This window comes from uncultured Friedmanniella sp. (genome assembly GCF_964244005.1).
Classification (GTDB): domain Bacteria; phylum Actinomycetota; class Actinomycetes; order Propionibacteriales; family Propionibacteriaceae; genus Microlunatus.
Map to the genome: position 1 here is coordinate 200,462 of NZ_CAXTHG010000001.1, position 24,716 is coordinate 225,177.

A 24,716-nucleotide genomic window follows, 5' to 3' on the forward strand; every position below is an offset into this window, starting at 1 on the left:
GGGCTCAGGCAGCTGGGCTAGCAGGTGCCGCCACAGCACCGACGATCCGGGTGACGGCGTCGTCGATGGCGGCGAAAGCAGTCGCGTAGGCAGCAGGCCCTCGCCGGTAGGGGTCTGGGACGTCGTCGCTGTCCGGACATCGCGGCGGCCTGCGGCTGGCCGCAGCGAGTGGGATGGCAACTCGCAGCCTTTCGACCAGCGGAGCAGCCGGCAGGAGCTCGGGACTGACTCGAGCCAGTGCACGTGCAAATTCACGGACCGTGAACGTGTGGCGGACCGACGCAGGCCAGAGCTCGGCCACAGTTGCCCGGTGGTAGGCGGTGAGCGTGAGGACGAGCTCGGCCGGGCGCACGAGACGCTCCTCGAGCTGGCGGGCCACGAAGCCGCCGGGATCGGCACCGGCCTCGGCCAGGAATGTGTCCATGGGCGGGGAAATCGGCTGACCGACGAGCGCCCCTGTCCCCGCTGACCTGACGTCAGCACCAGACCCGAGTCGAGCACCGATCAGCCGCTCGAGGACCGGGGAGCGGCAGACGTTACCCGTGCACACGCAGAGGACCATCAGCTGCGTCATGCCCGCACCGTCAGTCGTGGAAACTCGATCGTCGGGTCAGCCGTGGCTGCGGCCGCTGAGCAGGCCGTGCCAGCGACTCGAACCTGACTCGGACTCCTTCGTCACTGAGGGCCCGGACCCTCGCCCAATATCCGTACCGCCGCCGCCGGGAGCAGACCAGGCAGGCTCGGGCGCTCGCAGCGGAGTGGGTGCACGGCCTTCGCTGGAGTCGGGCTGGTAGCCGTAGCCATACCCGTAGCCGTCTACTCCTCGACGCTCAACCTTGTTGAGCACTAGTCCATAAACCGCAGCTCCGGCAGCGCGCAACGTCTCGAGCGACTCCACGAGCTGCGGTCGGTGAATACGGTCCGCCCCGACGATGACCAAGGCGCCGCCGACTAGCTTGCTCAGGATCGCAGCGTCGGTCACCGGAAGCAAAGGGGCGCTGTCGAGAAGGATGACGTCGTAGCGACGCGCCAGGTCGTCCAGCAGGTCGGCCATGACCTTCGAGCCCAACAGCTCACTCGGGTTGGGCGGCACCTGGCCGGCTGGCAGGATGTCGAGGTGAGAGTCCTGCCAGGTCTGGATCACGTCCTCCACCTTGGCGCGCCCGATCAGGACGGTCGTCAGCCCAACCCGGCCCTCGATGCCCGCGTGCTCGGCAATCGACGGCCGGCGCAGGTCCGCATCCACCAGAACTACTCGGGAACCAGCGTCTGCCAGAGCCACCGCAAGGTTCAGGGAGGTCGTCGACTTGCCCTCCCCCGGCAGCGACGAGGTCACGACTACCCGCTTGGCTCCGCTTCCCGTGGCGACAAACTGCAGGTTGGTGCGTAGCCGTCGGATCGACTCCGAGGAGGGGCTCAGCGGAAGATCGGAGACCACCGCAGCGTGCTGGGCCACCGACGGGTCGAAGGCGATAGTGCCCAGCAGAGGGCTGTCGGTGAGCTTGCGAAGGTCACTGGCCGACCGGATCTTGGTGTCGAGACTGTCGCGTAGGAGCGCAGTGGCCAAGCCGGCCATCAGGCCGAGCACCAGCCCAAGGGCAAGGTTGAGCGTCACATGGGGCGAGGACGAGACGCGAGGCACCTGGGCCGGTGCGACGATGGTCGCCCGCACCGCGTCTTCCCCGTCGGCGCGCGGTGGAGTGAGCGACACCGCCACCTGGGCTACCTGAGCCCCAACGGCGTTGGCGATCTGCGCAGCCAGCTCACGGTCGGGGTTCGTTACCGCAATGGACAAGATCACGGTGTCGGGCGACACCGTGACAACCACGCGGGAGGCGAGCCGGTCGGAGGTCTCCTGCAGACCTAGCTTGCGAATCACCGGCTCAAGCACGAGCGGGGACGTGGCGACGTCCCGGTAGGACTTCATCTGGTTCTCGGCGAAGGCGGAACCCACCGCCATCTCCGAGGTCGACTGTGTCCCCTGCACGGCGAAGAACAGCCGGGTACTGGCTGTGTACTGGGGCGTGAGCGCCAGCGTGAAGCCAGCGGCAACAGCCAGCACGGAGAGAACGACTATCGCCAGGATCTTCCAGCGCCGGCGTAGGATAACCGCGTAGTCATGGAGGTTCACAAGACATCCTTCGAGCAGAGGACGGTGTCTTCCCCCGAAGACGTGCACCGATCATCACACATTCGGCCCAGCCGGCCCAGCCGCGCAAGAGCCAAACACCTCTCCGGGAGTGCTGCTCATCGAGAGCCTCGGCCCCCCGGCGCGCTCTCGAGGACCGGAGGAGTCGCGGTCACGGTCGGCGACACCGAGGCGTAGCTGCGGGCAAGTCGGCGGTGCAGGCCGCGCAGCAGATAAGCGACCACGAGTGAGGTGAAAGCAATCATCGACGGCCGGCCGATCCCGATCTGGTTGTTGGCTGGGACGAAGAGGATCAGCACAGCGAGCTGGCACAAGAGCAGCAGGGCCAACTTGCTGCGGAGCACCACCGACTCGAACCAGAACCGCGCGGTCCACCAACCGACCACGAACATGAAAGCGATGGCACCAGGCCAGGTGAGGTCGGAGGCCAGCCAGGGGTAGATGGTCGACCATCGCTGTCCAGCCGGCCATCCCGTCCTCGCCTCCGTCAGCCGCGGGTAGGTCGTGTCGTACACGCTCGGACCGAAGCCGTACTGCTCGAGGTAGCTGTCGACCGCCACCGAGGAGCCCCGACCGTGGGTCCAGGTGAACGGCGTCTCCAGGTTGTAGGCGAGTCCCTGGTAGCCGTGAGTGGGGTAGGACAGCACAACGGTGAGCCCTCGGGCGAGGCCATCCCCCACCAGTGTCCGCACCACCGGGTTCGGTTCCCACTGCCCGGCCACGCCGACGGCCGTGAGGCGGGCCGACTGGTTGAAGGCCATGTAGCCGACGAAGACGGCGACCGCGAGCGCGACAGCGACGGTCAGGCCAGGACGGCGCCGTCCCGTCAGGTGCCGGCTCCGCGCCTTCGCCACCATCATTGAGACGCCCGCGAAGATGAGCACCGTCCCCAGCCCGCTGAGCGTACCGATGGCCAGGAAGTACGAGACGTACAGCCCGAGCCCGACAAAGCCGAGCACCTTGATCGGCACGCTGAGCTGACGCCAGTAGAGGATGAGGAACGGGACCAGGGGCGCCGACAGGACTGCGACCAGCGTGACCACCTGGACGACCGGGTTCTTCGTGCCGAGCGCCTCCTGCGCCGCGTACACCTCGAACTTGGCAAGGTAGGCGTGACCGGGGTCCAGCAGGGCCGCCAGAACCGCACCCGGGCTTCGGAAGCCGTACTCCACGAGTAGCGACAGACCGTAGGTCGCGAAGTAGAGAGCGCTGAGCAGGGCCAGGGCCCGCACCTGCTTCGTCTGCGCGGGCGAGAGCTCGGCGGGTGGCAACGGCAGCGGCCGTGCGGCGTATGACCTCGCCTTGAGCAGGTAGCCGAAGCTGAAGGAGAGGATGGTGCCCGCGACGAACGCGGTGAGCCTGCCAAGGTTGGCCACCTCGGCGACGGCACCGAAGAGCACGAACAGAACGTAGGTGCCAGCCAGCCAGACCACCGACAGCCGCAGCGGCAGGGTGAGCGATCGCGATCCACGGGCTACCTGGGCGGGCGGCAAGGCAGCTTGGGGCATCGGCGCTTGGGGCATAGGCATCCTCAACCTTTCATCCCCGGCCCCGAGCCCGACGAAAATGCCCGCCGACACGGTCGATCGCGTCAGCTCGGCTCGGCCCAGCGTACCGACGAATCGCCCGGCGTGGCAGCCCCCGGTGCCGGGCGGCTCAGGAGCGGAGACGCGCCAGGCCCAGCCGGTCGCTGCCCAGCGACGGGAAAACGGTACCCGTCGAGAGGCGGCACCGCTTCTCGAGGATCTCGGCGATGATCGTGCGGTAGTCAGTCGTGCTGGCCAGGTCGCCGTCGTCGAGCTGGTCTGGTCCGAGGCCCGGCCAGCGGCCGAAGACCCGTCCACCGACGACACCGCCGCCCATGACCATGGCCAGGTTGCCGTGGCCGTGGTCCACCCCACCGGAGCCGTTCTCGGCGACGCGCCGCCCGAACTCGCTCAGGGTCACCAGCGTCACGTCGTCGAGCCGGTCCCCGAGGTCGGCGGCGAACCCGGCGAGGGCCGCGCCCAGCTCGCTGAGCTGGTTGAACATCCAGCCACGGTCGCTGGAGCCGAGACCCACGTGCATGTCCCAGTTCCCGACGTCGACGGTCACCGCCCGCAGCCCGACCCTGCCCTTGACCAGCCGGGCGACCTCGCGCAGCGAACGTCCCAACGGAGTGTCGGGATAGCTGGCGGCCGGGGCCAGGTCGGGGGCGGTCGCGCGGACTTGCCGGGCCGCCGTGGTGGCCGCCAGGGTCGCTGCTGTTGCGGTCCTGAGCACCTCGGGACCACTCCGGTGTAGCGCGGTGAGAACGCTCGCCAGGCGCTGCTGCTCACCGGGAAGGTTCGGTGCCACGGGACTGAAGCTCTCCAGATCCGTCATCACGACCTCGGGCACGGGTCCGCGCATCGAGCTCGGCGCGCCGCCGGTGCCCATGGCGACCGACGAGAAGGTCGAGGGCGATCCCGACACACCGACCATCCGGTCGATCCAGCCGCGGCGCAGCGACGATCCCGGCTCAGCGCTCTCCATCTCCTCCATCGCCTTGAAGTGCGAGCGGGTGCGGACCTGCTGCCCGACGGCGTGGACGAAGGCCAACGAGCCGGACCGGTAGAGCGGCAGCAGCCGGGACAGGGCGGGATGCAGTCCGAACATGCCGTCCAGGGGAAGCACCCGGCTGCCCGGCACCGCGATCGTGGGACGGGCCGGGGCGTAACCGGGATCACCGACGGGGACGACGGCGGACAGGCCGTCGAACCCACCCCGCAGACTGAGGACGACGAGGGTGTCCCCGCTGTAGGAGGGGTCGGCCCACGCCAGCTGGGTGGTGATGCCGGTGCTCGCGAGCCCCGCCGCGACACCGAGCGCCCCGGCCCCGGCGAGAAAGCCGCGTCGCCCGATGGTTGCAGCGGCGCGCTGTCCTTCGTCGCAGCCGCACCCCAGGTCGCTGCGGGCGGCGTTCGGTCGTGGGCTGGTCATGGCGGTCCTCAGCGGGTGGTGAAGTTGGGCGAGTCGAGCAGGACGGCGACCAGGTGGGGCAGCCGCCACGACGTCACCGGGTCCGTCGAACGCACGCGGTCGGTCGGCGCGTGGTCGAGGTAGCGGCACAGGGCGGCACGCTGGCTGGCGCTGAGCGGGGTCAGGCACAGCCGGGCGGCGAGCCCGTCGAGCAGGGCCCGGTAGGTCTTGGGCAGCGTGGTCGGCAGCAGCGAACGGGGCTTGGGAGTGGGCAGCGCGGTGCCGTTCCACGACACGACGGCACCGACGTGGAAATTCCAACGCCACAGAGTCGTCGACGTTGTGGTCCAGGCGTCGGCCGTGTCCGGGAAGCCGTCCGGAGCCGCCCAGTTCATCGGCAGCTGGCCCATCCGCAGGAGCGGTCCGATCATGGTGTGCAGCCCTGCGGTACCCGAGGCGTCCGGTTGCGCGCCGAGGACGCGGAGCGTCGCGATGACGTCCTCGAACGGCGTACGGACCTTCTGGTTGGCCGACCGGGCGAACTCGGGGCTGGTGAAGAGCACCCGCAGGACAGCGGTGATGGAGGTGTCCTGGTCGAGATATGTCTTGGCCAGCTTGTCCACCAGCGACGCCGATGGGTTGTCCGAGACGAACCGGACCGCCAGCTTGGTCGCGATCCGCCGGGCGGTGGCGGGCTGACGGGCGAGATGGGTGATCAGCGATTTGGCCACCGGCTCGCCGGCGGCGGAGGCGTTGGGGTGCGACCAGTCCAGCACCTTGACCGCTCCCACCCAGTGCTGCTGGGGCCGGTAGACGTAGGCACCGGTCTGGTCGTCGATACCAAGGCCGGTCAGGGCACAGGCAGCGTTGATCACGTCGGGCTCCGCGTAGTTACCGACGCCTACAGTGTGCAGTTCCAGGAGCTCGCGGGCGTGGTTCTCGTTGGGGGCGTTCTTCGTGCTGTTGGCCAGGTCCAGGATGCGCAGGAGGGCCGGGTGCCGGACGGCCGCCCAGAGAAGGTCGGAGTAGCGACCGAGCGCGTGGGCACGGATGACGTCGCGCTGGTACAGGTGAGCACTGTCGTAGACCTCGGCGGTGGGCACCGGCACCACGAGATGGTTCGTCCAGAACCCGACCATCATCTCCAGCAGCTGCCGCTCCGACCAGATCGCCCGGGCGATGTGACGCTCGACGACGCCGTACATGAAGGCCCAGCGCTCGACGGAGTCGAGCTGTTGACGTACCTGGAGCGACGTCCAGTCCCGCCCCGGCCAGCGGGGCATGAGGGAGTCGATCTTGGCGTCCTTGATCGAGGCGGGCTTCAGCTGACTCTCCAACCACGCCGTGGTGCCCTGGGCCCGGACGCGCTTGACCAGGGCCGGGGTGGGCCCGTAGGTCGCCCGGCGCAGCAGATGCAGCACCGGGTCGGCCGTGGCCGCCTCCGCCGTCTCCGTGAGTGCGCCGACGCTCAGTGCGGCGCCCGTCCCTGCCCCGAAGAGGACGGCGCGCCGACTGCGGCTGGCTGGTCGCTCCTGCTCGAGCAGAGCGAGGTCGTCGGTCCCCCCGCCCGTCGTCGGGGCTGCTGCGCTCACGTTCGCTCCACGTCTTGATCTCGTCGCTGCCCCCGGCCTGACCGCAAGATTATCGGCCGGTCGGACCCGCTCCCAGAGTCCTTCGACCCGGGTCCCAGTGCCGTAGACCGGTCAGCTACGCAGGCGAGCAGGCCTCAGAGCGGCAGTTCCGGGGGCGCGGGCGATGCGCTAGCATCACGAACGTCACCAGGACGACCTGTGGACTCGGGGGAGCCGCCGCACGGTCAGCACATAGCTGAAGCGTGGAAGGACGATCGTGCCCCCCGGACCCCCGCCAGACCCGACCCTCGTACCGCCGTCCCCTGATGTCCCGGGCGCACTCGACGGAGCGACGGTCGCCATCACCGGTGGTACCGGATCGTTCGGCTCCACGATGGCCCGTTACCTCCTCAGCCGTGACGTTGGACGGATCCACGTCTTCTCCCGGGACGAGTCCAAGCAGGACGACATGCGCAAGAAGCTCGCCGACCCGCGGATCCGCTACTTCCTCGGTGACGTGCGGGACTACGAGAGCACCCGCGACGCGCTGGCCGGAGCCGACTACGTCTTCCACGCCGCGGCGCTGAAGCAGGTCCCCAGCTGCGAGTTCTTCCCGCAGCAGGCGGTGAAGACCAACATTGTCGGCAGCAACAACGTGATCGAGGCCGCGGCGGCCGGCGGCGCCCGCAGTGTCGTCTGCCTGAGCACTGACAAGGCCGTCTACCCCGTGAACGCGATGGGGATGTCCAAGGCGCTGATGGAGAAGACCGCGCAGGCCTTCGCCCGGAACCGTCCGCAGTCGGGCACGACCGTCTCGATCACCCGCTACGGCAACGTGATGTACTCCCGCGGCTCGGTGATTCCTTTGTTCGTCGAGCAGGTGCAGTCAGGGCGGCCGCTGACGATCACCGAGCCCCGGATGACCCGCTTCCTGATGAGCCTGACCGAGTCGGTGGACCTCGTCGAGTACGCCTTCCACCACGCCGAGCCGGGCGACCTGTTCGTCCGCAAGGCCCCGGCCTGCACGGTGGAGGTGCTCGCCCGCGCCGTCGCCGGCCTGCTCGGCGACGACGACCCGGAGATCCGGATCCTCGGCCCACGGCACGGTGAGAAGCGGCACGAGACGCTTCTCTCCCGCGAGGAGATGGGCAAGAGCGAGGACCAGGGTAGCTACTTCCGCATCCCGCTGGACGCCCGGTCGCTGGAGTACGAGCTGTACTTCGACGAGGGCGACCGCGAGGCCAGCCGGAACGTCGACTACACCTCGGAGAACACCCAGCGGATGGACGTGGCGGAGACCCAGGCGCTCCTGCAGCGGTTACCAGAGTTCGAGCGGCTGATGGTTCCCACCGGATGAAGGTGTTGGTCACGGGTGCCGGCGGGTTCCTCGGCTGGCACGTGGGCGTGCGCGTCCGCGCGGAGAGGGTGCACAGCCTGGTCGCTGTCGACCGGTCGGGGTGGACGGATCTGCCTCAGCTGCTCTCCCACGCCAACGCGGTCCTGCACCTCGCCGGGGTGAACCGGGGAAGCGAAGACGAGGTGGTCAACGGCAACCTCGCGCTGGCCCACGAGCTGGCCGAGGCCGTCCGCCGGGCCGAGCGGCCGCCGACCCACCTGGTGTACGCGAACTCCGTCCAGGCCCTCACCACCAGCCCGTACGGCAGCGCCAAGGCCGAGGCCGCGACAGTGCTGGCGGCCGCCGCGACCGAGGTGGGCACCGTCTTCGTCGACGTCTTGTTGCCGAACCTGTTGGGCGAGCACGGTCGGCCGCGCTACAACTCCTTCGTCGCCACCTTCGTCGACGCCGTGCTGCGCGGGGACGCACCCCAGGTCGCCGACCGGCCGATCACGCTGCTGCACGCGCAGGGTGCCGCGCAGGTGCTGCTCCGGGCGCTCGCCGAGCCACAGAGCACCCAGCTGCACCCTGGCGGCCACGACACCTCGGTGATCACGGTCCTGGCCACGCTGCAGCAGCTGCACCGCGGCTACCACGACGCCGACCTGCCGGAGCTGACCGACCCGCTGCACCTCGAGCTGTTCAACATGCTGCGCAGCGCGGCCTTCCCGGCGGGCTCGCCGCGCCCGCTGCTGCGCCGCGCCGACCAGCGTGGCGCGCTGACCGAGGTCGTCCGCTCTCCCGGCGGCGGCGGGCAAACCTTCGTCAGCACGACGCTGCCGGGCATCACCCGCGGCGAGCACTTCCACCTCCGCAAGGTGGAGCGCTTCGTGGTGCTGGACGGCCAGGCCCGGATCGAGCTGCGCCGCGTGCTGCACGACGAGGTGGTCGGCTTCGATGTCGACGGCGAGCAGCCCTGCCTGGTGGACATGCCCACGATGTGGGTGCACAACATCACCAACACCGGGTCCACGCCGCTGACCACGCTGTTCTGGACCAACGAGCTGTTCGACCCGGCGCACCCCGACACCTACCCCGAGCCTGTGCGGCAACGCCAGCTCGCCCACGTGCCGTGAAGGTCGTCACGGTCGTCGGGACGCGGCCCGAGCTGATCCGGCTCTCCCGGGTCCTGCGGCGGCTGGACGAGGCCTGTGAGCACGTCCTGGTGCACACCGGTCAGAACTACGACCACCTGCTGAACCAGGTCTTCTTCGACGAGCTCGGGCTGCGGGCGCCCGACTACCTGCTGAACGTGACGACCAGCTCGCTCGGCCATGTCCTCGGTGAGACCCTGATCGGCACCGAGCGGGTGCTGAGCGAGGAACGCCCCGACGCGGTGCTCGTCCTCGGCGACACCAACAGCAGCATCGCGGCGGTGATGGCCAAGCGGATGCGGATCCCGGTCTACCACATGGAGGCAGGCAACCGCTGCTTCGACGAGAACGTCCCCGAGGAGACCAACCGACGGCTGGTGGACCACGTCGCCGACTTCAACCTCGTCTACACCGAGCACGCCCGGCGCAATCTGCTGGCCGAAGGGCTACCAGCTCGTCGGATCCTGCTCACCGGATCGCCGATGCGTGAGGTGCTCGACGCCTACCTGGACCAGATCACCGCCTCCGACGTCGTGGACAGGATGGGCCTGGAGCGAGGCGAATACTTCCTGGTCAGCGCTCACCGCGAGGAGAACGTCGACGCCCCCGCCCGGCTGCAGGCCCTGCTGCACTGCCTCCGCGAGATCCGCCGCACCTTCGGTCTGCCGGTCGTCGTCTCCACCCATCCCCGGACGCGCAAGCGGCTCGCTGCCCTGGATACGGCGGCGGCACAGCTCGACGGCCTCACCTTCCATGAGCCGTTCGGCTTCTTCGACTACAACCAGCTCCAGCTGTCGGCGCGTTGTGTGCTGTCGGACTCCGGCACGATCGCGGAGGAGTCGTCCGTGCTGGGGTTTCCCGCGGTTACGCTCCGGGACTCCATCGAACGTCCCGAGGCCCTCGACACCGGCAGCATCGTGATGACCGGGCTCGACGCCGCCGAGGTCGTAGCGGCCGTGACCCTGGTGACCGAGGCGTCCGTCCGGCCCACCGTGCCCATCGACTACCAGGTGGCCGACACCTCCGAGCGAGTCGTCCGGTTCATTCTCTCCACCGCCCACCGCCACCACGCCTGGGCCGGCATCCGGCCGGGAGCCTAGGTGCGCCTGGTCTTGGCCCGCGGCCCGTACGCTGCCACCCGGGTCCGCGATCTCATCGCCCGACGCGACCGTCGCCCGTCGGCCGTACGGTCTCGTCCGGACCGCGCGTCGGATCGACCGGTCGTGGTCCAGCACTCCTTCGGCTCCCCCAGCCAGGGCGGGCCGGCCACCGCCCTCGCCCGGCTGGAGACCAGCGCGCTCGCCGAGCGGTACCGGTTCGTCCCGATGCACCAAGACACCGCCACAGGCGGGGTCGACCTCGGCCGTGTCTGGCGCTGGGCCCGCCGCGTGCGCAGCGAGCACGCCGAACTGGTACACGTCCGCGGTCTCGGCAACGAGGGCTTCCACGGCGCGCTCGCCGCTCGGCTCGGCGGTGCCCCCCGGGTGCTGCTGAGCGTGCACGGTTCGGTCCGCGACCTGCAGCGGCCGCCGCACCGGCTGCGGGCTCTGGTTGTCGCCCAGGTTCTCGAGCCGCTGACCCTGCTGCTGAGCACCGACGTCGTCACCATGTGCCAGTCGATGAGTGAGCGCAGCTTCCTGCGACCCTTCCGCCGTCGGCTGCGCGCGGTCGTGCCGAACGGTGTCGGGTTGGCCCGGCCTCCTGCGGACCTCCGACTCAGCACCCGCTCCGCGCTCGGCCTGGCCGCCGACGAGGTGGTGGCGATCCTCGTCGGTCGGTTGAGCGTCGAAAAGGGTCATCTCGTGCTCGCCGAGGCCCTCCGTACGCCCGCGACCGCCGCGCTGACGCTGCTCATCGTCGGCGACGGGCCGGACCGGGCCGAGGTCGAGGCCGCGTACGCAGGGGCCGGCAGCCGGACGCTCCTCGTCGGCCAGCAGGGCGACGTCAGGCCCTACCTGGCCGCCGCCGACCTCTTCGTCTTTCCGACGCTGCACGAGAACCTGTCGAACGCGCTGATCGAGGCCATGGCGGCCGGCCTACCGGTGGTGGCGACGGCCGTGGGCGGTAACGTCGAGGTCCTGTCCTACGGCGGCGGGCTGCTCGTCCCGGCTGGCGCCCCGCAGCCGCTGCGCCGGGCGCTGGACCGGCTGGTCGCCGACCCCGACCTCCGCGACCGGCTGGGGATGCAGGCCCGACGGACCGTGGAGCAGCATTACTCCCTGGAGCACATGGTCCAAGCCTGGGACGGGGTCTACCGCCAGCTGCTCGGACGCTGATGCGCGTCACGTTCCTGGGTTTCACGGTGCCGGACGAGATCGCCCGCGCCAACCTCACCGCCGACCCGAACCCGCAGGTGCAGACCACTACCTTCGCCCACGCCGTCCTCGGCGCCGTGACCTCCGCCGGGGTCACGATGACGCTGCTGTCCACGATGCCGGTCTCGAGCTATCCCGGCCAGCCGCGGCTGCTGTTCCGCAGCCGTCGGTTCGTCGACGGCGGCGCCGAAGGCCAGCTGCTCGGCTTCGTCAACGTGCTCGGGGTCAAACAGCTGACCCGGCTGGTGCAGTGCCTGACCCGCGGCACAGCGCGGCTGCGTCGGTGGCGTCCCGACGTTCTGCTGGTGCACGGGGTGCACACCCCCTTTCTGGCGTTCGGCCTGCTGGTCCAGCGAGTCCTGGACCTCCCGGTCGCGGTGATCCTGACCGACCCGCCGGGGGTCGCACTACCCGACGAGGGCTCATTCCGTCGCCGGCTGCACGCCTTCGACCGGCGACTGGCCAGGGCCGCACTCATCCGGGTCCGGGGCGTGGTCGCCCTGACCGCGGCGCTCGCCAGCGACTTCGCCCCGGGCGTTCCGGCGCTGGTGCTGGAGGGAATCTGCAGCAGCGTCCCGGTGCCGCGTACCACCCGGAGCGACGAGAAGGCGCCCCTGCTGGTCTACGCGGGCGGGCTCTCCCGCAGCTACGGGGTGGACCTGCTGGTGGACGCCGTCCTCGCCCGGGCCGACGGCACCCGGCTGCAGCTCTACGGCCGGGGCGAGCTGAGCGACTGGCTCGACGAGGTGGCGCGGAAGGAGCCGCGGGTGCTGCCCGTCCAGTTCGTCCCCCGCGAGGAGGTGGCCCTGGGTTACGCAGCAGCCGACGTGCTGGTGCAGCCCCGTCCGGTGAACCAGGACTTCGTTCCCTACTCGTTCCCGTCCAAGCTGATCGAGTTCCTGGCCAGCGGGGTACCCGTGCTTTCCACGCGGCTGCCCGGTATCCCGGCCGACTACGAAGCCCACCTCGACTGGATCGAGGACGACAGCGCCGCCGGCGTCAACGCCGCCCTCGACGCGCTGCTGGCGGTGCCCGCCGACCAACGTCGGCTGCGGGCCCAGGAGGCCGCCCGCTTCGTCGTCACCACCCGCTCGCAGCGCCACCAGGGTGAGCGGCTAGCCACTTTCCTCCACAACCTGACCTTAGGAGACGATGACGTATCCGCTTCTCCGCCGCCGGACCGGGCCGGGTCACGGTTGCTGCGGCTCGCTCGGTCGACTCGGTCGTCACGACCGCCCGACGGTTCCGCCGCCTCTGGATCAGCGTCCCCGAGGGTCTCCTGGCTCGAGTTGGGTATCCAACGCCAACTCTGGACACCCTCGCCCTCAAATCACGGCCGCCACTCCAGTCACATCACCAAGAATCAGTCATCTAGTGCTCGAAAAGGTCGCTTGAACTAACTCCTCCTTGTGGCAGGATCGTATTGAAGACGTCATTCCACGGCTCCAAGCCGAGATGCGCCCGCAACGCGACTTCGAAATACATCGGTGAAACAATCTTGCGGTAAGGCAGCAGCTCGGCCTCCAACTCAGTCGCTCTTCGTCGCTTAGCTCCCGTGTAGTCGACGACCTCCCACTTGGGAGGGAAGCCGACGGTCTCCTTGTACGCAGGGAGCTTGATGTTGCTGGCCACCGGCTTGTTGCCGATCATGGTCCAGTGGCCGGCCTTGAACTTTGCGTTCATCGAGAGCCCGAAGAACAGAACCGGCGAACTGGTCGCCTCCAAGAAGCGTTCCACGGGCGTGTCGTGAGAAATCACCTCGTCGAACACCGCGAGGTAGTACAGCTGCGGCTGCTCTCCGAGTGCGACCACTTGACCCACAACGTTTCTACCGTCGTTGGTCGGAAGAATGAAAACATCGCCAACCTTGATCCTCGGTTCGCGCGCCATTTCTAGTAATCGCCTCCCGCTGCTTTGTATCGTGCATCGCTCATCTGGTGCCGCTTGTTTGCGAGCAAGCCGTTCGGGTTCGACTTGTTTGTGGGGCCGCCGAGCTGGCGAATGTGAAACTCTTCGAGACGGTCGAGCTGGGGGCCCGGCTTGGCACGACCGAGGACGTCGAACTCGAAGAGCGCATTCGGATTGTCCGCGGCGTGCTCTGCCTGCCTGGCCACGAATCGGTCCATGCTCTTGGCCTGCCCGACGTGCGGCTTGCTCCCCAGCAAGTCCACTCGGTGATACACGACGCCCTCTGGGGTCGGTCGAATCTTACTGAGAACCTTGCCGCCGACCGCGTGAAGGCCATGACCAGTAGCGCCGCCAGCGGCGCCGAGCGGCGGCACCAAGGGCGGTATGGCCGACGAAGCCAGTCACCGAGTGCGGGCCTCATGGTGGCGGCGGGTGCCCTGGCGCCGACCTTGCTTGCGACACCGCCGCCGCCCTGGATGGCGCCAGCCACGCCGGAGATGGCGACCTGACCCCACTGACCGGTTCAGCAGGAACTCCCGCGCCTGGCCGCGGTAGTCACGCTCCGCTGTGCGGCGGCCGGCGCCGTCGTAGCGGTGGCGCGTCTCGCGGCCCTCGGCATCGAGGGTGGAGAGCATCTGCCCGGCGGCGTCGTAGACGTGCTGGACGGAGGCGCCATCGGTCGACTCGGCAACGAGGCGGCCGTCGGCGTCGTGGCGCCAGCGGTTCGTCGCGGAGATCGTCGAGGTCCCGCTGGTGGTGCGGATTCTCGCCTCGATCAGAAACGCGTCGACCATCAGGATCGGCACCCACGTCATGTTCGGTCCCGGCGTCACCATCCGCGGGGCAACCACCGGAGCGACGTCGACGACTGCAATCTCGACGAGGTCTCCGTGGACGCGAAGTGACCCGGGGACGACCGCGGCGTGGTGATCGAGGACGACGTGTGGGTGGGGCGACAACCGCGACCATCCTGCACGGCGTGGTGATCGGGACGGGGTTCGGTGACCGGAGCCTCCGCCGTGCACGAGGAGTGCCCCACCGTACAGCGCGGTGGCCGGCAACCCGGCCCGGGTCATCCGGCCGCGGTGGTGCGAGGAGGGATGCACAGGCCCACGAGGAGCAAGTTGCGCGCGGGTAGACGGTCAACCTGAGACCAGCGTGGCCTCGTTGGCCCGCCGCAGCGCCCTGCGATAGCCCAGGTGGGCCGCCGGCACCACGACCAGCAGGTAGAGGGCCGCGCCGGTGAACGGCAGCCCGGCCAGCCCGACGGTGTGCAGCGCCCAGATCTTGAGGGGCATCGACAGGGCGAGGAACCCCAGCCACCCGACCAGCTGCGGCGCCAGCACCCCGGCCGCGTTCTGCACCATGAAGCGCGGAGAGGTGGCGGCCACCACAGTCCACCACAGCGCCAGCCCGACCAACAGCCACCGGCCCCCGCCGAGGTCGAGCCCAGTCAGTGCGTACAACAGCGACTGGCCGACCATGACCAGCACCGCCGCAGGCAGCAGGACCGCCGCCACCGACAGCAGGGACATCCGTCGGGTGATCCGCCGCACCCAGGCGTCGTCGCCCTGGGCGAAGGCTTCGGCGTTCAAGGGCCAAAGCGGCAGGTTGACCACGCTGACCACCAGCCCCAGCAGCGTGAAGACCTTCACCGGCACCGCCAGCTCGGTGACGGCGGTGAGCCCGAGCACGTGCGTCACCAGAAGGTTGTCGACGTTGATGCTGACCGAGGAGGCGATGGAGATGACCAGGAACAGCGGCCCGATGCGCAACACGTCGCGGGCGGTTTGCCGCGACACCGCCGACGGGCGCGGACGGACCTGCCGACCGTCGCGCAGGTAGTACCAAGCCGAGTTGGCGAGGTTGGCCAGCAACGGCCCCAGCACCGCGACCGCGACCACCAGCAGCGGGTCCATGTGCAGCAGCACCGTGGTCCCCGACGCCGCGACCGCCAGCAAGCTGCCGACCAGCTGCCACAGGTTGCTCTGGGAGATCCGCCCGCTGGCGTACTGCACCCGCTGCACCAGCGAGAGCGGGATGTTGATTAGGAAGGCCGCGAAGCACAGCAGGGTCAGATGCTTACCGAGCTGGGCAATGGACGGGTCCTGGGTACCGAAGACCGCCCCCCACGGCACCAGGGGGGCGGCGGCGAACAGGACGATCAGAAGGCCGAGCGCGACCCCGCCGAGCAGCAGGTAGGTGCTCGAGACCAGACGTTGGCCGGCCGGCCAGTCGTCGCGGCCGACCGCGGCGGCGAGCTTGGTCATCAAGGTGTTGCCGAGGCCGAGGTCGGCCCACAGGACCATGCTGGTCAGGGCGGCAACCGTCATCCAGAGACCGAAGGTCTCCGCGCCGAGATAGCCGATCGTGACGGGCACCAGGAGGAAGGAGGCCGCCGCGGCCGAGCCCCGGCCGACGAGCGCCGTCAGCATGCCCCCGACCAGCCGGCGGGTGCGGTCACGCGTACCGGCGATCATGTTCGGACTCCCGAAGACGTCCGGAACAGCCGGTTCCCCGGTCCGCGTGGCTGCCTCCTCGGACACAGCTTCCTCTCGTCCGCGGCCCCGAGCCCGACGGAGTTGCTACCGGCACGAGGGATCACGCCGGCTGCACGCCACCCTACCGGCCCGACCTCCGTCCGCCCGTGGCGCGCAGCGGAGGAGCTGCACCGGGACCCGCCGTCAATCAGCTCAGCGGGGGAAGTTCTCCGGCCGCGGGGTGAAGATGAGATTCTGCCCGAGGACAGTGCTGGGCCGCTGCAATGCGTGCAGGATCTCCGCCGCCACGTCGGCCGGGTCCATCATCCGCTCGGCCGGGATCTGCCACTGCTCCATCATCGGGGTGTCCATCGCCGCCGGCATGATCCCCTGGATGCGGCAGGGGTGGGAGAAGTCGCGTACTTCGGTCTGGAAGATCTCGGTGGCCTTGGTGAAGGCGGCCTTCGAGCTGTTGTACGCGACGGCGCCGCTACCCACCGTCACGGCCGAGATCGAGAGGACGTTGAAGATCTCCGCCTCGCGGTCGCCGGTGCGGACCCCCAGGTAGCCGTTCAGGAACTCCTTCATCAAGAACACCGGCCCATGGCAGTTCACCGCGAAGACCTGCGCATACGCTGCCTCGTCGACGTCGACGAGGTAGCCCGGCCGGTCGATACCGGCCACGTTGACCAAGATGTCGAAGGCCTCGCCGTGCGCGGCGAACAGCTCGGCCATCGCCGCGACCCGGTGGTCGGCGTCGGTCACGTCGAAGACCCGCGCCGCGGCAGAGCCGCCCGCGGCGGTGACCTGCTCGACCGTCGTAGCCGCCCCGTCGCTGTTCACGTCCGCGGCCACGACGTGCGCTCCCGCGGCCGCGAGCGCCAGGCAGGTCGCCTGGCCCAGCCCGCTCGCCCCGCCGGTCACGAACGCCACCCGACCCGCTACTGCTGGCACCTGCACTCCTCGCACGACGGCACTGCCCGTTCCGGCGCCTGATCGGCGACCGGAGCGCCACCCTACCGGCGGGTCTGACGACCTTCCGGGCGGCCTCCGGCCGGCCTTGGGTACGGTGCTCAGGCCATGTCCCCGACTGATCGGTTGCTGCGTGCGCGTCCTCCTCTGGAACATCCACGGCGGGTACAGCGACTCGTTGCTCAGCGGCCGCCACGACTATCTCTACCTGCCCGCCGGTACCGCGCTCAGCGGCGGGCCGCCGCGGCTGCACCGGCCGAGTCCCGGCACCGTGCGCGTGGTGAGTCCCGAGGAGCTGCGGGACGACCCGCCCGACGTCGTGGTGCTGCAACGGCTGGAGGAGCTGGGCGCGGCGGCCGCGCTGGGCCTACGACCCGGCGTCGACATCCCGGCGCTCTTTGTGGAGCACAACACCCCGCACGACGCGGTGCCGAGCAGCCGGCACCCGCTGGCTGACCGGCCGGAGCTGACCGTGGTGCACGTGACCCACTTCAACTCCCTCGTCTGGGACACCGGTAGCACCCCGGCCGTGGTCGTGGAGCACGGCGTCGCCGACCCGGGACCGCGCTACACCGGCGAGCTGGCCCACCTTGGCTTCGTGGTCAATGAGCCCGTCCGCCGCTGGCGCACCACCGGAACCGACCTGCTGGCTTGCTTCGCCGAGCACCCGGTGGACGCGTTCGGGATCGACGCCGACCTGCTGCCGGCTGCCCTGCCCCAGTGCCCGCGCCTGACCTACGCGGGGAACCTGAGCCCCGAGGAGCTGTATGCCGACCTCGCCCGCCGCCGCGCCTATCTGCACCTGAACCGCTGGACCTCACTGGGACTCTCGCTGATCCAGGCGATGATGCTGGGCATGCCCGTGCTCGTCCTCGACACCACCGAGGCCTCGCGGGCCGTCCCAGCGGATGCCGGCGCACTATCCACCGACATCGAGGAGCTCCGACGCGCAGCAGCCCGGCTGCTCGTCGACCCCGACGAGGCAGCGGCCCGCGGTCGGGTCGCCCGCACCGCCGCCCTGGAGCGGTACGGCATTGACCGGTTCGTCGCCCACTGGGACCGGGTGCTCACCGAGGTGGGCCGCGGTCGCTGACCCACAGGTCCCCGCTATCAGGTACGGTCGCCACTGCTGAGGATCAAGCGCGGCCTCAGCGACACCAACCCGCGGCGGGGCGTGGCCAGAGGGAAGGAGAACCACCACGATGGGCCTTCGAGCGGCCTCTCCAACGTTGACCTCCTGCTCCAAGACCCTCTGATGCGGTTAGCCCTGGTCAGCGGTCACTCCTTCCCGGCCGGCGGCGCAGCGGTCACCCGAATCCTGGCGTTCGCCGAGGCCTGGGTGGACGCCGGCCACGAGGTGGTCATCGTGCTGGTCACCCAGCCTCTGGCGGAGAACGCAACACCACCGGGAGTGGACGCCGCTGACCGCTGGCGCTGGGTCTCGATCGCGACGGCAACCGGACGGTTGCCCGGTGGGTGGCGCGTGGACGTCGGCACCCGGCTAGGAGCGACACTCGCCTGCCTGCACCACGAAGCGCACCTGGACGCCGTCTGGGTGGTGGACCGCGTGCCGTGGACGCTGCACGTCTGCCGCCGCACGGGCCACCGGCTGCGGGTTCCGGTGGTGCACGAGCTCACCGAGTTCCTCGAGGTCACCGATGCGGGTCACCTGCGTGCGGCGGTGGAGCGGCGCCGGATGGTCGCCGAGCTGCGACGCCTCGACGGGCTCCTCGTCATCTCCCGCGCGCTGGGCGCGTTCGCCGACGAGGTGGGCATCCGACACGTGCTGCTGACCGGCCCGATGGTCCACCTCGAAGACCGGTCGCCGCCGCCGGCGGACGCCGACGAGGGCGACGGCGACGGCGACGGCGACGGCCTGGTGGTGCGGATCGGCTACGCCGGCACCATCAGCCAAGCCAAGGACGGCGTCCTGGACCTCGTGTCGGCGGTGGCGATGCTGCACGCCGAGCGACCCGAGCTGAGGGTCGAGCTGACCGTGCTCGGCAGCGGACCGGACGAGCAGGCCGTCCGTGACCGAGCCGAGGCCCTTGGCATCGCTGACCTGGTGGAGCTGCCCGGTCGGCTGACGCCGACGGCCCTGGCGGAGGCCCTGACCCGGTTCCGCGTGCTGACCCTGCCGAGACCGGACTCGCGACAGGCCCTTGGTGGTTTTCCGACCAAGCTCGGGCTCTATCTCCTCAGCGGTCGGCCGGTCGTCGCCACCCGGACAGGCGACGTCGACTACTACCTGGAGGACGGGGTCAACGCCTACCTCGTCCCGTCCGACGACCCCGCGGCGTTCGCGCGGGCACTGGCCACGGTGGTCGACGACCCGGCCGGGGCCGAGGAGGTCGGCCAGCAAGGGCGCCAGGCCTGTGCGGACGGTCGGTTCGCCGCCTCACGCCGGGTGCAGGAGATCACGCCCTTTCTCCGGACGGCCGCCGAGGCGCGCGCCGCCTCGAGCTCGCCGGAGCCTCAGGCCCCCGATGCCGGGCGCGACGCGTAGAGGTAGTAGCGCACCCACGAGCGCGGGTCGTCCAGGCGGGTGCGCATGGTGTACCCCGCCGACGTCAGCGAGGCGGTGACCACCGCAGAGGTGGCCTGCCAGGTGCAGCCATGCTCGTGGGCGCGGAAGTCGTGGCACGAAACAGTGAGCCGCTGCACTCGGGACAGCTGGGCGGGCGCGGGGTCCAGCACCTCACCCTCGGCTCCCTCGATGTTCATCTTCACCAGAGCCACCGGGTCGCTGCCCAGGCTGTCGAGGAGGTCGCCTAACGTCCGGCTCGACACCTCGATCCCCCCGCTGTCACGCCCGAGACGGTTGCTGATGTAGCTGGAGTCGTCCAGCTCAAGCCATACCGATCCCGACGTGCCGCTGAGCGCTGCCTCCACGACGGTCACGTTGGTCAGGTCGTTCTCGGCGATCGTTCGGCGCAGGCAGCGCGCGGCCACCGGATCCGCCTCGACGCACACGACCCTGCCGAGGTCACCGACGAGTGAGGAGAAGACCCGAACCTCACTTCCCACACCGGCGCCGACATCGACGACGGTGTCGCCAGGTTGAGGGACGTAGTCAAAGAGGAAGACGTCGCGTACCTCGCGCTCCTGCTGGGCGGGGGTCATGCTGCCTGGCCTGACGTCAACGAGCACGCCATCGCGGTAGCGGTGGACCCAGATGCCCTCCTCGTAGCGGAGCAGACAGCGTTGCCGGGTCCGCAGCGTCATCCACACCGACCCGACGACGGCGGTGACGCGCGGGTCGAACCGCCACGTCAGGTCGACGAGCCGACGCCGGAAGCTCGTCGTTGGGGAGGCCGCCTGCGGAGGGGGCGAGGTGCTGAGCTCGGGCACGGGGGACTCCTTCTGGCGAGGGCCCCCCGGCGCCCAGCTAATCTACTCCCGCGACGATAGCGTCTCCGCAAGCCGGGCTCGGAAACCGCACCCCGCACGCACGAACGGCGCCCACCCGCGTCAGGGTGGGCGCCGTCAGCGCGTACGGGGCCGGCTCAGGCCTTGGTGTCGCCCTCGGCCGGCTCGACGGCGGGGGTGGCCGTCGCCTCTTCGGTCTCGACGTCGGAGCTCGGCACCTGCTCGGTGTCGGTCGCCGCGTCGAGCTCCTCGGTGTCGGTGACCAGGCCCTCGGCCGGGGTCTCCTCGGTGGTCCCGGTGGACTGCACCTCGTCGTCGGGGGCAGCGTCGCCGGCCGGAGCGCCGGCCGGGGTGGTGCTGGCGACGGGCGAGCTGGCGACAGGCTGGGCCGACGCGCGCTTCTTGGCCGCGACCGGGGTGCTGTTGGCCTTCTTGGAGTCCGCGACAGACTCTTCGACCAGCTCGATCATCGCCATCGGCGCATTGTCACCCTTGCGCGGGCCTACCTTGGTGATCCGTAGGTAGCCGCCCTCGCGCTCGGCCATCTTCGGCGCGATCTCGGTGAAGAGGGTGTGCACGACGCCCTTGTCCTTCACCGTGGTGAGCACCAGGCGGCGGGCGTGGATGTCGCCCCGCTTGGCCTTGGTGATCAGCTTTTCCGCCAGCGGGCGCAACCGCTTGGCCTTGGCCTCGGTGGTCACGATCCGGCCGTGCTCGAACAGCTGGGTCGCGAGATTGGCCAAGATGATCTTCTCGTGGGCCGGGCTGCCGCCCAGACGAGCGCCCTTGGTAGGTGCTGGCATTTTTCCTTCTCCGTTATGCGGTCATGTGCAGGTCGGTCGGGCCGAGCCCGGCCCCGGTCTTCGAGGCGGCCGGTGAACCCGGCCCCACCCTTGGCCCGTCCGCCGAGAGCGGGGGTCCAAGGGGTCGCCCCCCTCGCGGGGGGCTAGTACTGCTCGGTCTCGCTGAAGTCGGCGTCTTCTTCTTCGAGCTCGTCGTAGCGGCCGATGGCGCTCAGCGGGTCAAAGCCGGGGGCGCTGTCCTTGAGGGACAGACCCATCTCGTGCAGCTTGAGCTTGACCTCGTCGATCGACTTCGAGCCGAAGTTGCGGATGTCCAGCAGGTCCTGCTCGCTGCGCGACACCAGCTCGGAGACGGTGTGGATGCCCTCGCGCTTGAGGCAGTTGTAGGACCGGACCGTGAGGTTGAGGTCCTCGACCGGCAGAGCGAGGTCGGCGGCAAGCTGCTCGTCGATGGGCGACGGGCCGATCTCGATGCCCTCGGCCTCGACGTTGAGCTCGCGGGCCAGGCCGAAGAGCTCGACCAGGGTCCGGCCGGCGGACGCGACTGCGTCACGGGGGCGGATGGCCTGCTTGGTCTCGACGTCCAGGATCAGCTTGTCGAAGTCGGTGCGCTGCTCGACGCGGGTGGCCTCGACCTTGTAGGTGACCTTGAGGACCGGGGAGTAGATCGAGTCGACCGGGATGCGGCCGATCTCGGCGTCGGCCATCTTGTTCTGGACGGCGGAGACGTAGCCGCGGCCACGCTCGACGACGAGCTCCATCTCGAGCTTTCCGGTCTCGTTCAGGGTGGCGATGTGCAGGTCGGTGTTGTGCACCTCGACGCCGGTGGGCGGCGCGATGTCGGCCGCGGTGACCGGGCCAGGACCGGCCTTGCGCAGGTACATGGTGACCGGCTCGTCCTCCTCCGAGGAGACGACGAGGGCCTTGAGGTTCAAGATGATCTCGGTAACGTCCTCGACGACGCCCTCGATGGTCGAGAACTCGTGCAGGTTGCCGTCGACCTTGATGCTGGTGATCGCGGCCCCCGGGATCGAGGAGAGCAGCGTGCGACGCAGCGAGTTGCCGAGGGTGTAGCCGAAACCGGGCTCCAGCGGCTCGATGACGAACCGGGAGCGGTCGTCGTTGACGACCTCTTCGGACAGGGTGGGGCGCTGAGCGATGAGCATGCGAGAAGTTCCTTCCTTGACGTCAGGACCCGCTATTTGATCCCGACACACCTCCGGTGCATCTGACACCGGAGGACTTGCCCGATCGCCGGGTCTTTCGACCCAGCGACCGGTTGAGGCGAAGCCTCACCGTCGAACCGTCCCCGACGAAGGAGGGGCTTGGTTCGACGGAACCAACAAGACGCGAGCGCTTGCGCTCTCAGCGTTCTTTCCTGCGGGACGGAGTCCAGCAGTGCTACTTCGAGTAGAGCTCGACGATCAGCTGTTCCTGCACGTCGATCGTGATCTGCGCGCGGGTGGGGAGCTGGTGGACGAGGATCCGGCCACGCTCGGGCAGGGCCTGCAGCCAGGCCGGGACCTCGCGCTCGCCGTGGTTCTCCCGGTTGACGATGTGGGGCGTCGTCTCGCGCAGCTTCGGGGCGAGGTCGACGACGTCGTGCCCGGAGACCCGGTAGGAGGGGATGTCGACCCGCTGGCCGTTGACGAGGAAGTGGCCGTGCACGACGAACTGGCGGGCCTGGCGACGGGTCCGGGCGAAACCGGCCCGGTACACGACGTTGTCCAGCCGCGACTCCAGGATCTGGAGCAGGTTGTCACCGGTCTTGCCGGCGTGCCGGTTGGCCTCTTCGTAGTAACGACGGAACTGCTTCTCGAGCACGCCGTAGGAGAAGCGGGCCTTCTGCTTCTCGCGGAGCTGGAGGGAGTACTCCGACTCCTTGGTGCGCCCCTTGCCGTGCACGCCGGGCGGGTACGGCCGGCGTTCGAACGCCTTGTCGCCACCGACCAGGTCAACACCCAGCCGACGCGACTTCTTGGTCATGGGACCGGTGTAGCGAGCCATGTTCTGTCAGTCCTTTGTGGTTGAGCGGGTTAGACGCGACGACGCTTGGGCGGGCGGCAGCCGTTGTGCGGGATGGGCGTGACGTCGGCGATCGCGCCGACCTCCAGGCCCACAGCCCCGAGCGAACGGATGGCGGTCTCACGACCGGAGCCCGGTCCCTTGACAAAGACGTCGACCCGCTTCATCCCGTGCTCCATGGCCCGACGACCGGCGGCCTCAGCGGCCATCTGCGCGGCGTACGGGGTGGACTTGCGCGAGCCCTTGAAGCCGACCGTCCCGGCCGAGGCCCACGCGATGACGGCACCGGTGGGGTCGGTGATCGAGATGACGGTGTTGTTGAACGTGCTCTTGATGTGGGCGTGGCCCGAGACGACGTTCTTCTTTTCCTTCTTGCGCACCTTGGTGGTGCGGGTGGTACGACCTGCGGTAGCCATTACTTAGCCTTCTTCTTGCCGGCGACGGGCTTGCGGGCGCCCTTGCGACCACGGGCGTTGGTACGGGTGCGCTGGCCCCGGACGGGCAAGCCACTGCGGTGACGACGGCCCTGGTAGGAGCCGATCTCGACCTTGCGGCGGATGTCGGCGGCCACCTCGCGACGGAGGTCACCCTCGGTCTGGTAGTGCGCTTCGATCCAGTCACGGAGCTGGACGAGGTGCTCGTCGCTCAGCTGGTGGACGCGGAGGTCGCCACTGATCTGGGTGGCTTCCAGGGTCTCGAGGGCGCGGGTACGACCGACGCCGAAGATGTAGGTCAGGGCGACCTCGAGGCGCTTGTCGCGCGGGAGGTCGACACCGATGAGACGTGCCATCAGGCGGAACTACCTTTCGATTTCGTCGACGCGCCCGAGCCGGGCTCCAGCCCGGTCAGGGCTGGGTGCGTCGCGGAGGTGTCTGGCGTGACGCGTCCCTGGCTGCCTTCGGCTGAGCTGGGCTCTGCCGCCAGGGCCCCGGCCTCCGACCGGGGGTGACTCGCCCGGGACTATCCGGGTGAGGTGTCATCACACTGTTGGGTTCTTCTGGTGAGCCCGGAAGGGGCTCGGGTCTGGCGCGCGGGAGGGACCTAGCCCTGACGCTGCTTGTGGCGCGGGTTCTCGCAGATGACCATCACGCGACCGTGGCGGCGGATGACCTTGCACTTGTCGCAGATCCGCTTGACGCTCGGCTGGACCTTCATGGAGCTCACTCCTGGTTCGGCTCCGCGCAGGCCAGAGGCCGACCACGGAAGAGGATGGATCGAGGAGTGCCCGACGCGCAGGCACGATAGACAGGCCGCCCGAAGGCGACCAAGGGGACACTGTACGCTCGCGCGCTGACCGACTCAAATCGTGCGGCGGCGCCGAGTGCTCACTTGTGGCGGTAGACGATCCGGCCGCGGGTCAGGTCGTAGGCCGACAGCTCCACGACGACGCGGTCGGCCGGCAGGATGCGGATGTAGTGCTGACGCATCTTGCCGCTGATGGTGGCCAGCACCTTGTGGCCGTTCGCCAGCTCGACCCGGAACATCGCGTTCGGCAGTGCCTCGACGACGGTGCCCTCCAGCTCGAGTGCGCCCTCTTTCTTTGCCATGAACTCTCAATCTGTATTCTGAACCGTGCTCTGCAGTGCCGGTTCGCTCGTTCGTCCTCGGTCAGACCACTGGGCTGACGGCGCGCCACGAGTCTGTTCTCACGAAGCGTTCCCCGACCGACCTCCCATGCTAAGCCGGGAGGGCGA

General features: G+C 69.4%; 25 protein-coding genes. 7 read left to right on the forward strand and 18 right to left on the reverse strand.

All coding sequences use genetic code 11. The features are described 5' to 3' along the window. Positions 1–4: 4 nt before the first annotated feature. The 5 genes from ACFE76_RS00950 to ACFE76_RS00970 all read right to left on the reverse strand — a co-directional run bounded on the left by ACFE76_RS00950 (position 5) and on the right by ACFE76_RS00970 (position 6,681). Positions 5–574, reverse strand: coding sequence for a hypothetical protein (locus ACFE76_RS00950; RefSeq protein ID WP_375429856.1), 570 nt, complete (start codon positions 572–574; stop codon positions 5–7). 36 nt (positions 575–610) lie between these two features. Further along, entirely contained in the window at positions 611–2,179 is a 1,569-nt protein-coding gene (locus ACFE76_RS00955; protein ID WP_375429857.1) for a polysaccharide biosynthesis tyrosine autokinase, read from the reverse strand. Between the two features lie 68 nt (positions 2,180–2,247). Continuing rightward, on the reverse strand, positions 2,248–3,672 hold the full coding sequence (locus tag ACFE76_RS00960) for a hypothetical protein (RefSeq protein ID WP_375429858.1): 1,425 nt from the start codon (positions 3,670–3,672) through the stop codon (positions 2,248–2,250). 133 nt (positions 3,673–3,805) lie between these two features. Continuing rightward, positions 3,806–5,110 carry a DUF1501 domain-containing protein gene (locus ACFE76_RS00965; protein ID WP_375429859.1) on the reverse strand — a complete coding sequence of 435 codons (1,305 nt, stop codon included), beginning with the start codon at positions 5,108–5,110 and terminating at the stop codon, positions 3,806–3,808. 8 nt (positions 5,111–5,118) lie between these two features. Then, positions 5,119–6,681: a DUF1800 domain-containing protein gene (locus tag ACFE76_RS00970; protein ID WP_375429860.1), complete on the reverse strand. Its 1,563-nt coding sequence runs from the start codon at positions 6,679–6,681 to the stop codon at positions 5,119–5,121. A gap of 256 nt (positions 6,682–6,937) precedes the next feature. Here ACFE76_RS00970 and ACFE76_RS00975 point away from each other — a divergent pair, with 256 nt between their 5' ends. Genes ACFE76_RS00975 through ACFE76_RS00995 form a run of 5 tightly spaced genes read left to right on the forward strand, consistent with a single transcriptional unit; the run spans position 6,938 to position 12,865 of the window. Continuing rightward, positions 6,938–8,017: a polysaccharide biosynthesis protein gene (locus ACFE76_RS00975; RefSeq protein ID WP_375429861.1), complete on the forward strand. Its 1,080-nt coding sequence runs from the start codon at positions 6,938–6,940 to the stop codon at positions 8,015–8,017. Beyond that, positions 8,014–9,132 carry an NAD-dependent epimerase/dehydratase family protein gene (locus ACFE76_RS00980; protein WP_375429862.1) on the forward strand — a complete coding sequence of 373 codons (1,119 nt, stop codon included), beginning with the start codon at positions 8,014–8,016 and terminating at the stop codon, positions 9,130–9,132. The genes ACFE76_RS00975 and ACFE76_RS00980 overlap by 4 nt, the downstream gene beginning before the upstream one ends. Next, positions 9,129–10,250: a non-hydrolyzing UDP-N-acetylglucosamine 2-epimerase gene (wecB, locus tag ACFE76_RS00985; protein WP_375429863.1), complete on the forward strand. Its 1,122-nt coding sequence runs from the start codon at positions 9,129–9,131 to the stop codon at positions 10,248–10,250. The genes ACFE76_RS00980 and wecB overlap by 4 nt, the downstream gene beginning before the upstream one ends. Continuing rightward, positions 10,251–11,426 (forward strand): glycosyltransferase, encoded by a 1,176-nt coding sequence (locus tag ACFE76_RS00990; protein WP_375429864.1) that lies wholly within the window; start codon positions 10,251–10,253, stop codon positions 11,424–11,426. Continuing rightward, positions 11,426–12,865, forward strand: coding sequence for a glycosyltransferase (locus tag ACFE76_RS00995; protein ID WP_375429865.1), 1,440 nt, complete (start codon positions 11,426–11,428; stop codon positions 12,863–12,865). The genes ACFE76_RS00990 and ACFE76_RS00995 overlap by 1 nt, the downstream gene beginning before the upstream one ends. On the opposite strand, the gene ACFE76_RS01000 is transcribed toward ACFE76_RS00995, so the two are convergent. From ACFE76_RS01000 to ACFE76_RS01020, 5 genes are all read right to left on the reverse strand, one after another. Further along, positions 12,837–13,355, reverse strand: a complete 519-nt coding sequence (locus ACFE76_RS01000) for an Imm26 family immunity protein (RefSeq protein WP_375429866.1) — start codon at positions 13,353–13,355, stop codon at positions 12,837–12,839. The two genes, ACFE76_RS00995 and ACFE76_RS01000, sit on opposite strands and share 29 nt — an antisense overlap. Positions 13,356–13,357: 2 nt before the next feature. Continuing rightward, positions 13,358–13,747: a hypothetical protein gene (locus ACFE76_RS01005; RefSeq protein ID WP_375429867.1), complete on the reverse strand. Its 390-nt coding sequence runs from the start codon at positions 13,745–13,747 to the stop codon at positions 13,358–13,360. Between the two features lie 27 nt (positions 13,748–13,774). Continuing rightward, complete coding sequence (locus ACFE76_RS01010; RefSeq protein ID WP_375429868.1) at positions 13,775–14,179, reverse strand: hypothetical protein; 405 nt, start codon at positions 14,177–14,179, stop codon at positions 13,775–13,777. 336 nt (positions 14,180–14,515) lie between these two features. After that, complete coding sequence (locus tag ACFE76_RS01015; RefSeq protein ID WP_375429869.1) at positions 14,516–15,919, reverse strand: lipopolysaccharide biosynthesis protein; 1,404 nt, start codon at positions 15,917–15,919, stop codon at positions 14,516–14,518. Positions 15,920–16,066: 147 nt separating this feature from the next. Beyond that, positions 16,067–16,807, reverse strand: a complete 741-nt coding sequence (locus ACFE76_RS01020) for an SDR family NAD(P)-dependent oxidoreductase (RefSeq protein ID WP_375429870.1) — start codon at positions 16,805–16,807, stop codon at positions 16,067–16,069. A gap of 151 nt (positions 16,808–16,958) precedes the next feature. Between ACFE76_RS01020 and ACFE76_RS01025 the strand changes: the two genes are divergently transcribed. Together ACFE76_RS01025 and ACFE76_RS01030 are read left to right on the forward strand one after the other, a co-directional pair. Next, positions 16,959–17,918, forward strand: a complete 960-nt coding sequence (locus ACFE76_RS01025; RefSeq protein ID WP_375429871.1) for a glycosyltransferase — start codon at positions 16,959–16,961, stop codon at positions 17,916–17,918. 162 nt (positions 17,919–18,080) lie between these two features. Then, positions 18,081–19,331 (forward strand): glycosyltransferase family 4 protein, encoded by a 1,251-nt coding sequence (locus ACFE76_RS01030; protein WP_375429872.1) that lies wholly within the window; start codon positions 18,081–18,083, stop codon positions 19,329–19,331. On the opposite strand, the gene ACFE76_RS01035 is transcribed toward ACFE76_RS01030, so the two are convergent. From ACFE76_RS01035 to infA, 8 genes are all read right to left on the reverse strand, one after another. After that, the gene (locus ACFE76_RS01035) at positions 19,301–20,176 is read right to left on the reverse strand and encodes an FkbM family methyltransferase (protein ID WP_375429873.1); all 876 of its coding nucleotides are present in this window, start codon (positions 20,174–20,176) and stop codon (positions 19,301–19,303) included. The genes ACFE76_RS01030 and ACFE76_RS01035 overlap by 31 nt on opposite strands. Positions 20,177–20,331: 155 nt before the next feature. After that, the gene (gene rplQ / locus ACFE76_RS01040) at positions 20,332–20,997 is read right to left on the reverse strand and encodes a 50S ribosomal protein L17 (protein WP_375429874.1); all 666 of its coding nucleotides are present in this window, start codon (positions 20,995–20,997) and stop codon (positions 20,332–20,334) included. Positions 20,998–21,140: 143 nt separating this feature from the next. Further along, complete coding sequence (locus ACFE76_RS01045) at positions 21,141–22,163, reverse strand: DNA-directed RNA polymerase subunit alpha (RefSeq protein ID WP_375429875.1); 1,023 nt, start codon at positions 22,161–22,163, stop codon at positions 21,141–21,143. A 235-nt stretch (positions 22,164–22,398) separates the two neighbouring features. Further along, positions 22,399–23,004: a 30S ribosomal protein S4 gene (gene rpsD / locus ACFE76_RS01050; RefSeq protein ID WP_375429876.1), complete on the reverse strand. Its 606-nt coding sequence runs from the start codon at positions 23,002–23,004 to the stop codon at positions 22,399–22,401. Positions 23,005–23,033: 29 nt separating this feature from the next. Beyond that, the gene (gene rpsK / locus ACFE76_RS01055) at positions 23,034–23,438 is read right to left on the reverse strand and encodes a 30S ribosomal protein S11 (RefSeq protein ID WP_375429877.1); all 405 of its coding nucleotides are present in this window, start codon (positions 23,436–23,438) and stop codon (positions 23,034–23,036) included. Then, positions 23,438–23,812, reverse strand: a complete 375-nt coding sequence (gene rpsM / locus ACFE76_RS01060) for a 30S ribosomal protein S13 (RefSeq protein ID WP_375429878.1) — start codon at positions 23,810–23,812, stop codon at positions 23,438–23,440. The genes rpsK and rpsM overlap by 1 nt, the downstream gene beginning before the upstream one ends. A gap of 251 nt (positions 23,813–24,063) precedes the next feature. Then, positions 24,064–24,177, reverse strand: coding sequence for a 50S ribosomal protein L36 (rpmJ, locus tag ACFE76_RS01065; RefSeq protein WP_013862061.1), 114 nt, complete (start codon positions 24,175–24,177; stop codon positions 24,064–24,066). 170 nt (positions 24,178–24,347) lie between these two features. After that, a complete protein-coding gene (gene infA, locus ACFE76_RS01070; RefSeq protein ID WP_091075514.1) occupies positions 24,348–24,569 on the reverse strand; it encodes a translation initiation factor IF-1 in 222 nt (73 codons plus the stop codon). Positions 24,570–24,716: the final 147 nt, after the last annotated feature.

Excerpts from the sequence above, each read along its gene's own strand:
- ACFE76_RS00950 (WP_375429856.1), bottom strand. The coding sequence starts at position 574 with ATGACGCAGCTGATGGTCCTCTGCGTGTGCACGGGTAACGTCTGCCGC.
- ACFE76_RS00960 (WP_375429858.1), bottom strand. The coding sequence starts at position 3,672 with ATGCCCCAAGCGCCGATGCCCCAAGCTGCCTTGCCGCCCGCCCAGGTA.
- ACFE76_RS00965 (WP_375429859.1), bottom strand. The coding sequence starts at position 5,110 with ATGACCAGCCCACGACCGAACGCCGCCCGCAGCGACCTGGGGTGCGGC.
- ACFE76_RS00980 (WP_375429862.1), top strand. The coding sequence starts at position 8,014 with ATGAAGGTGTTGGTCACGGGTGCCGGCGGGTTCCTCGGCTGGCACGTG.
- ACFE76_RS00995 (WP_375429865.1), top strand. The coding sequence starts at position 11,426 with ATGCGCGTCACGTTCCTGGGTTTCACGGTGCCGGACGAGATCGCCCGC.
- ACFE76_RS01000 (WP_375429866.1), bottom strand. The coding sequence starts at position 13,355 with ATGGCGCGCGAACCGAGGATCAAGGTTGGCGATGTTTTCATTCTTCCG.
- ACFE76_RS01030 (WP_375429872.1), top strand. The coding sequence starts at position 18,081 with ATGCGGTTAGCCCTGGTCAGCGGTCACTCCTTCCCGGCCGGCGGCGCA.
- rplQ (WP_375429874.1), bottom strand. The coding sequence starts at position 20,997 with ATGCCAGCACCTACCAAGGGCGCTCGTCTGGGCGGCAGCCCGGCCCAC.
- ACFE76_RS01045 (WP_375429875.1), bottom strand. The coding sequence starts at position 22,163 with ATGCTCATCGCTCAGCGCCCCACCCTGTCCGAAGAGGTCGTCAACGAC.
- rpsD (WP_375429876.1), bottom strand. The coding sequence starts at position 23,004 with ATGGCTCGCTACACCGGTCCCATGACCAAGAAGTCGCGTCGGCTGGGT.
- rpsK (WP_375429877.1), bottom strand. The coding sequence starts at position 23,438 with ATGGCTACCGCAGGTCGTACCACCCGCACCACCAAGGTGCGCAAGAAG.
- rpsM (WP_375429878.1), bottom strand. The coding sequence starts at position 23,812 with ATGGCACGTCTCATCGGTGTCGACCTCCCGCGCGACAAGCGCCTCGAG.
- rpmJ (WP_013862061.1), bottom strand. The coding sequence starts at position 24,177 with ATGAAGGTCCAGCCGAGCGTCAAGCGGATCTGCGACAAGTGCAAGGTC.
- infA (WP_091075514.1), bottom strand. The coding sequence starts at position 24,569 with ATGGCAAAGAAAGAGGGCGCACTCGAGCTGGAGGGCACCGTCGTCGAG.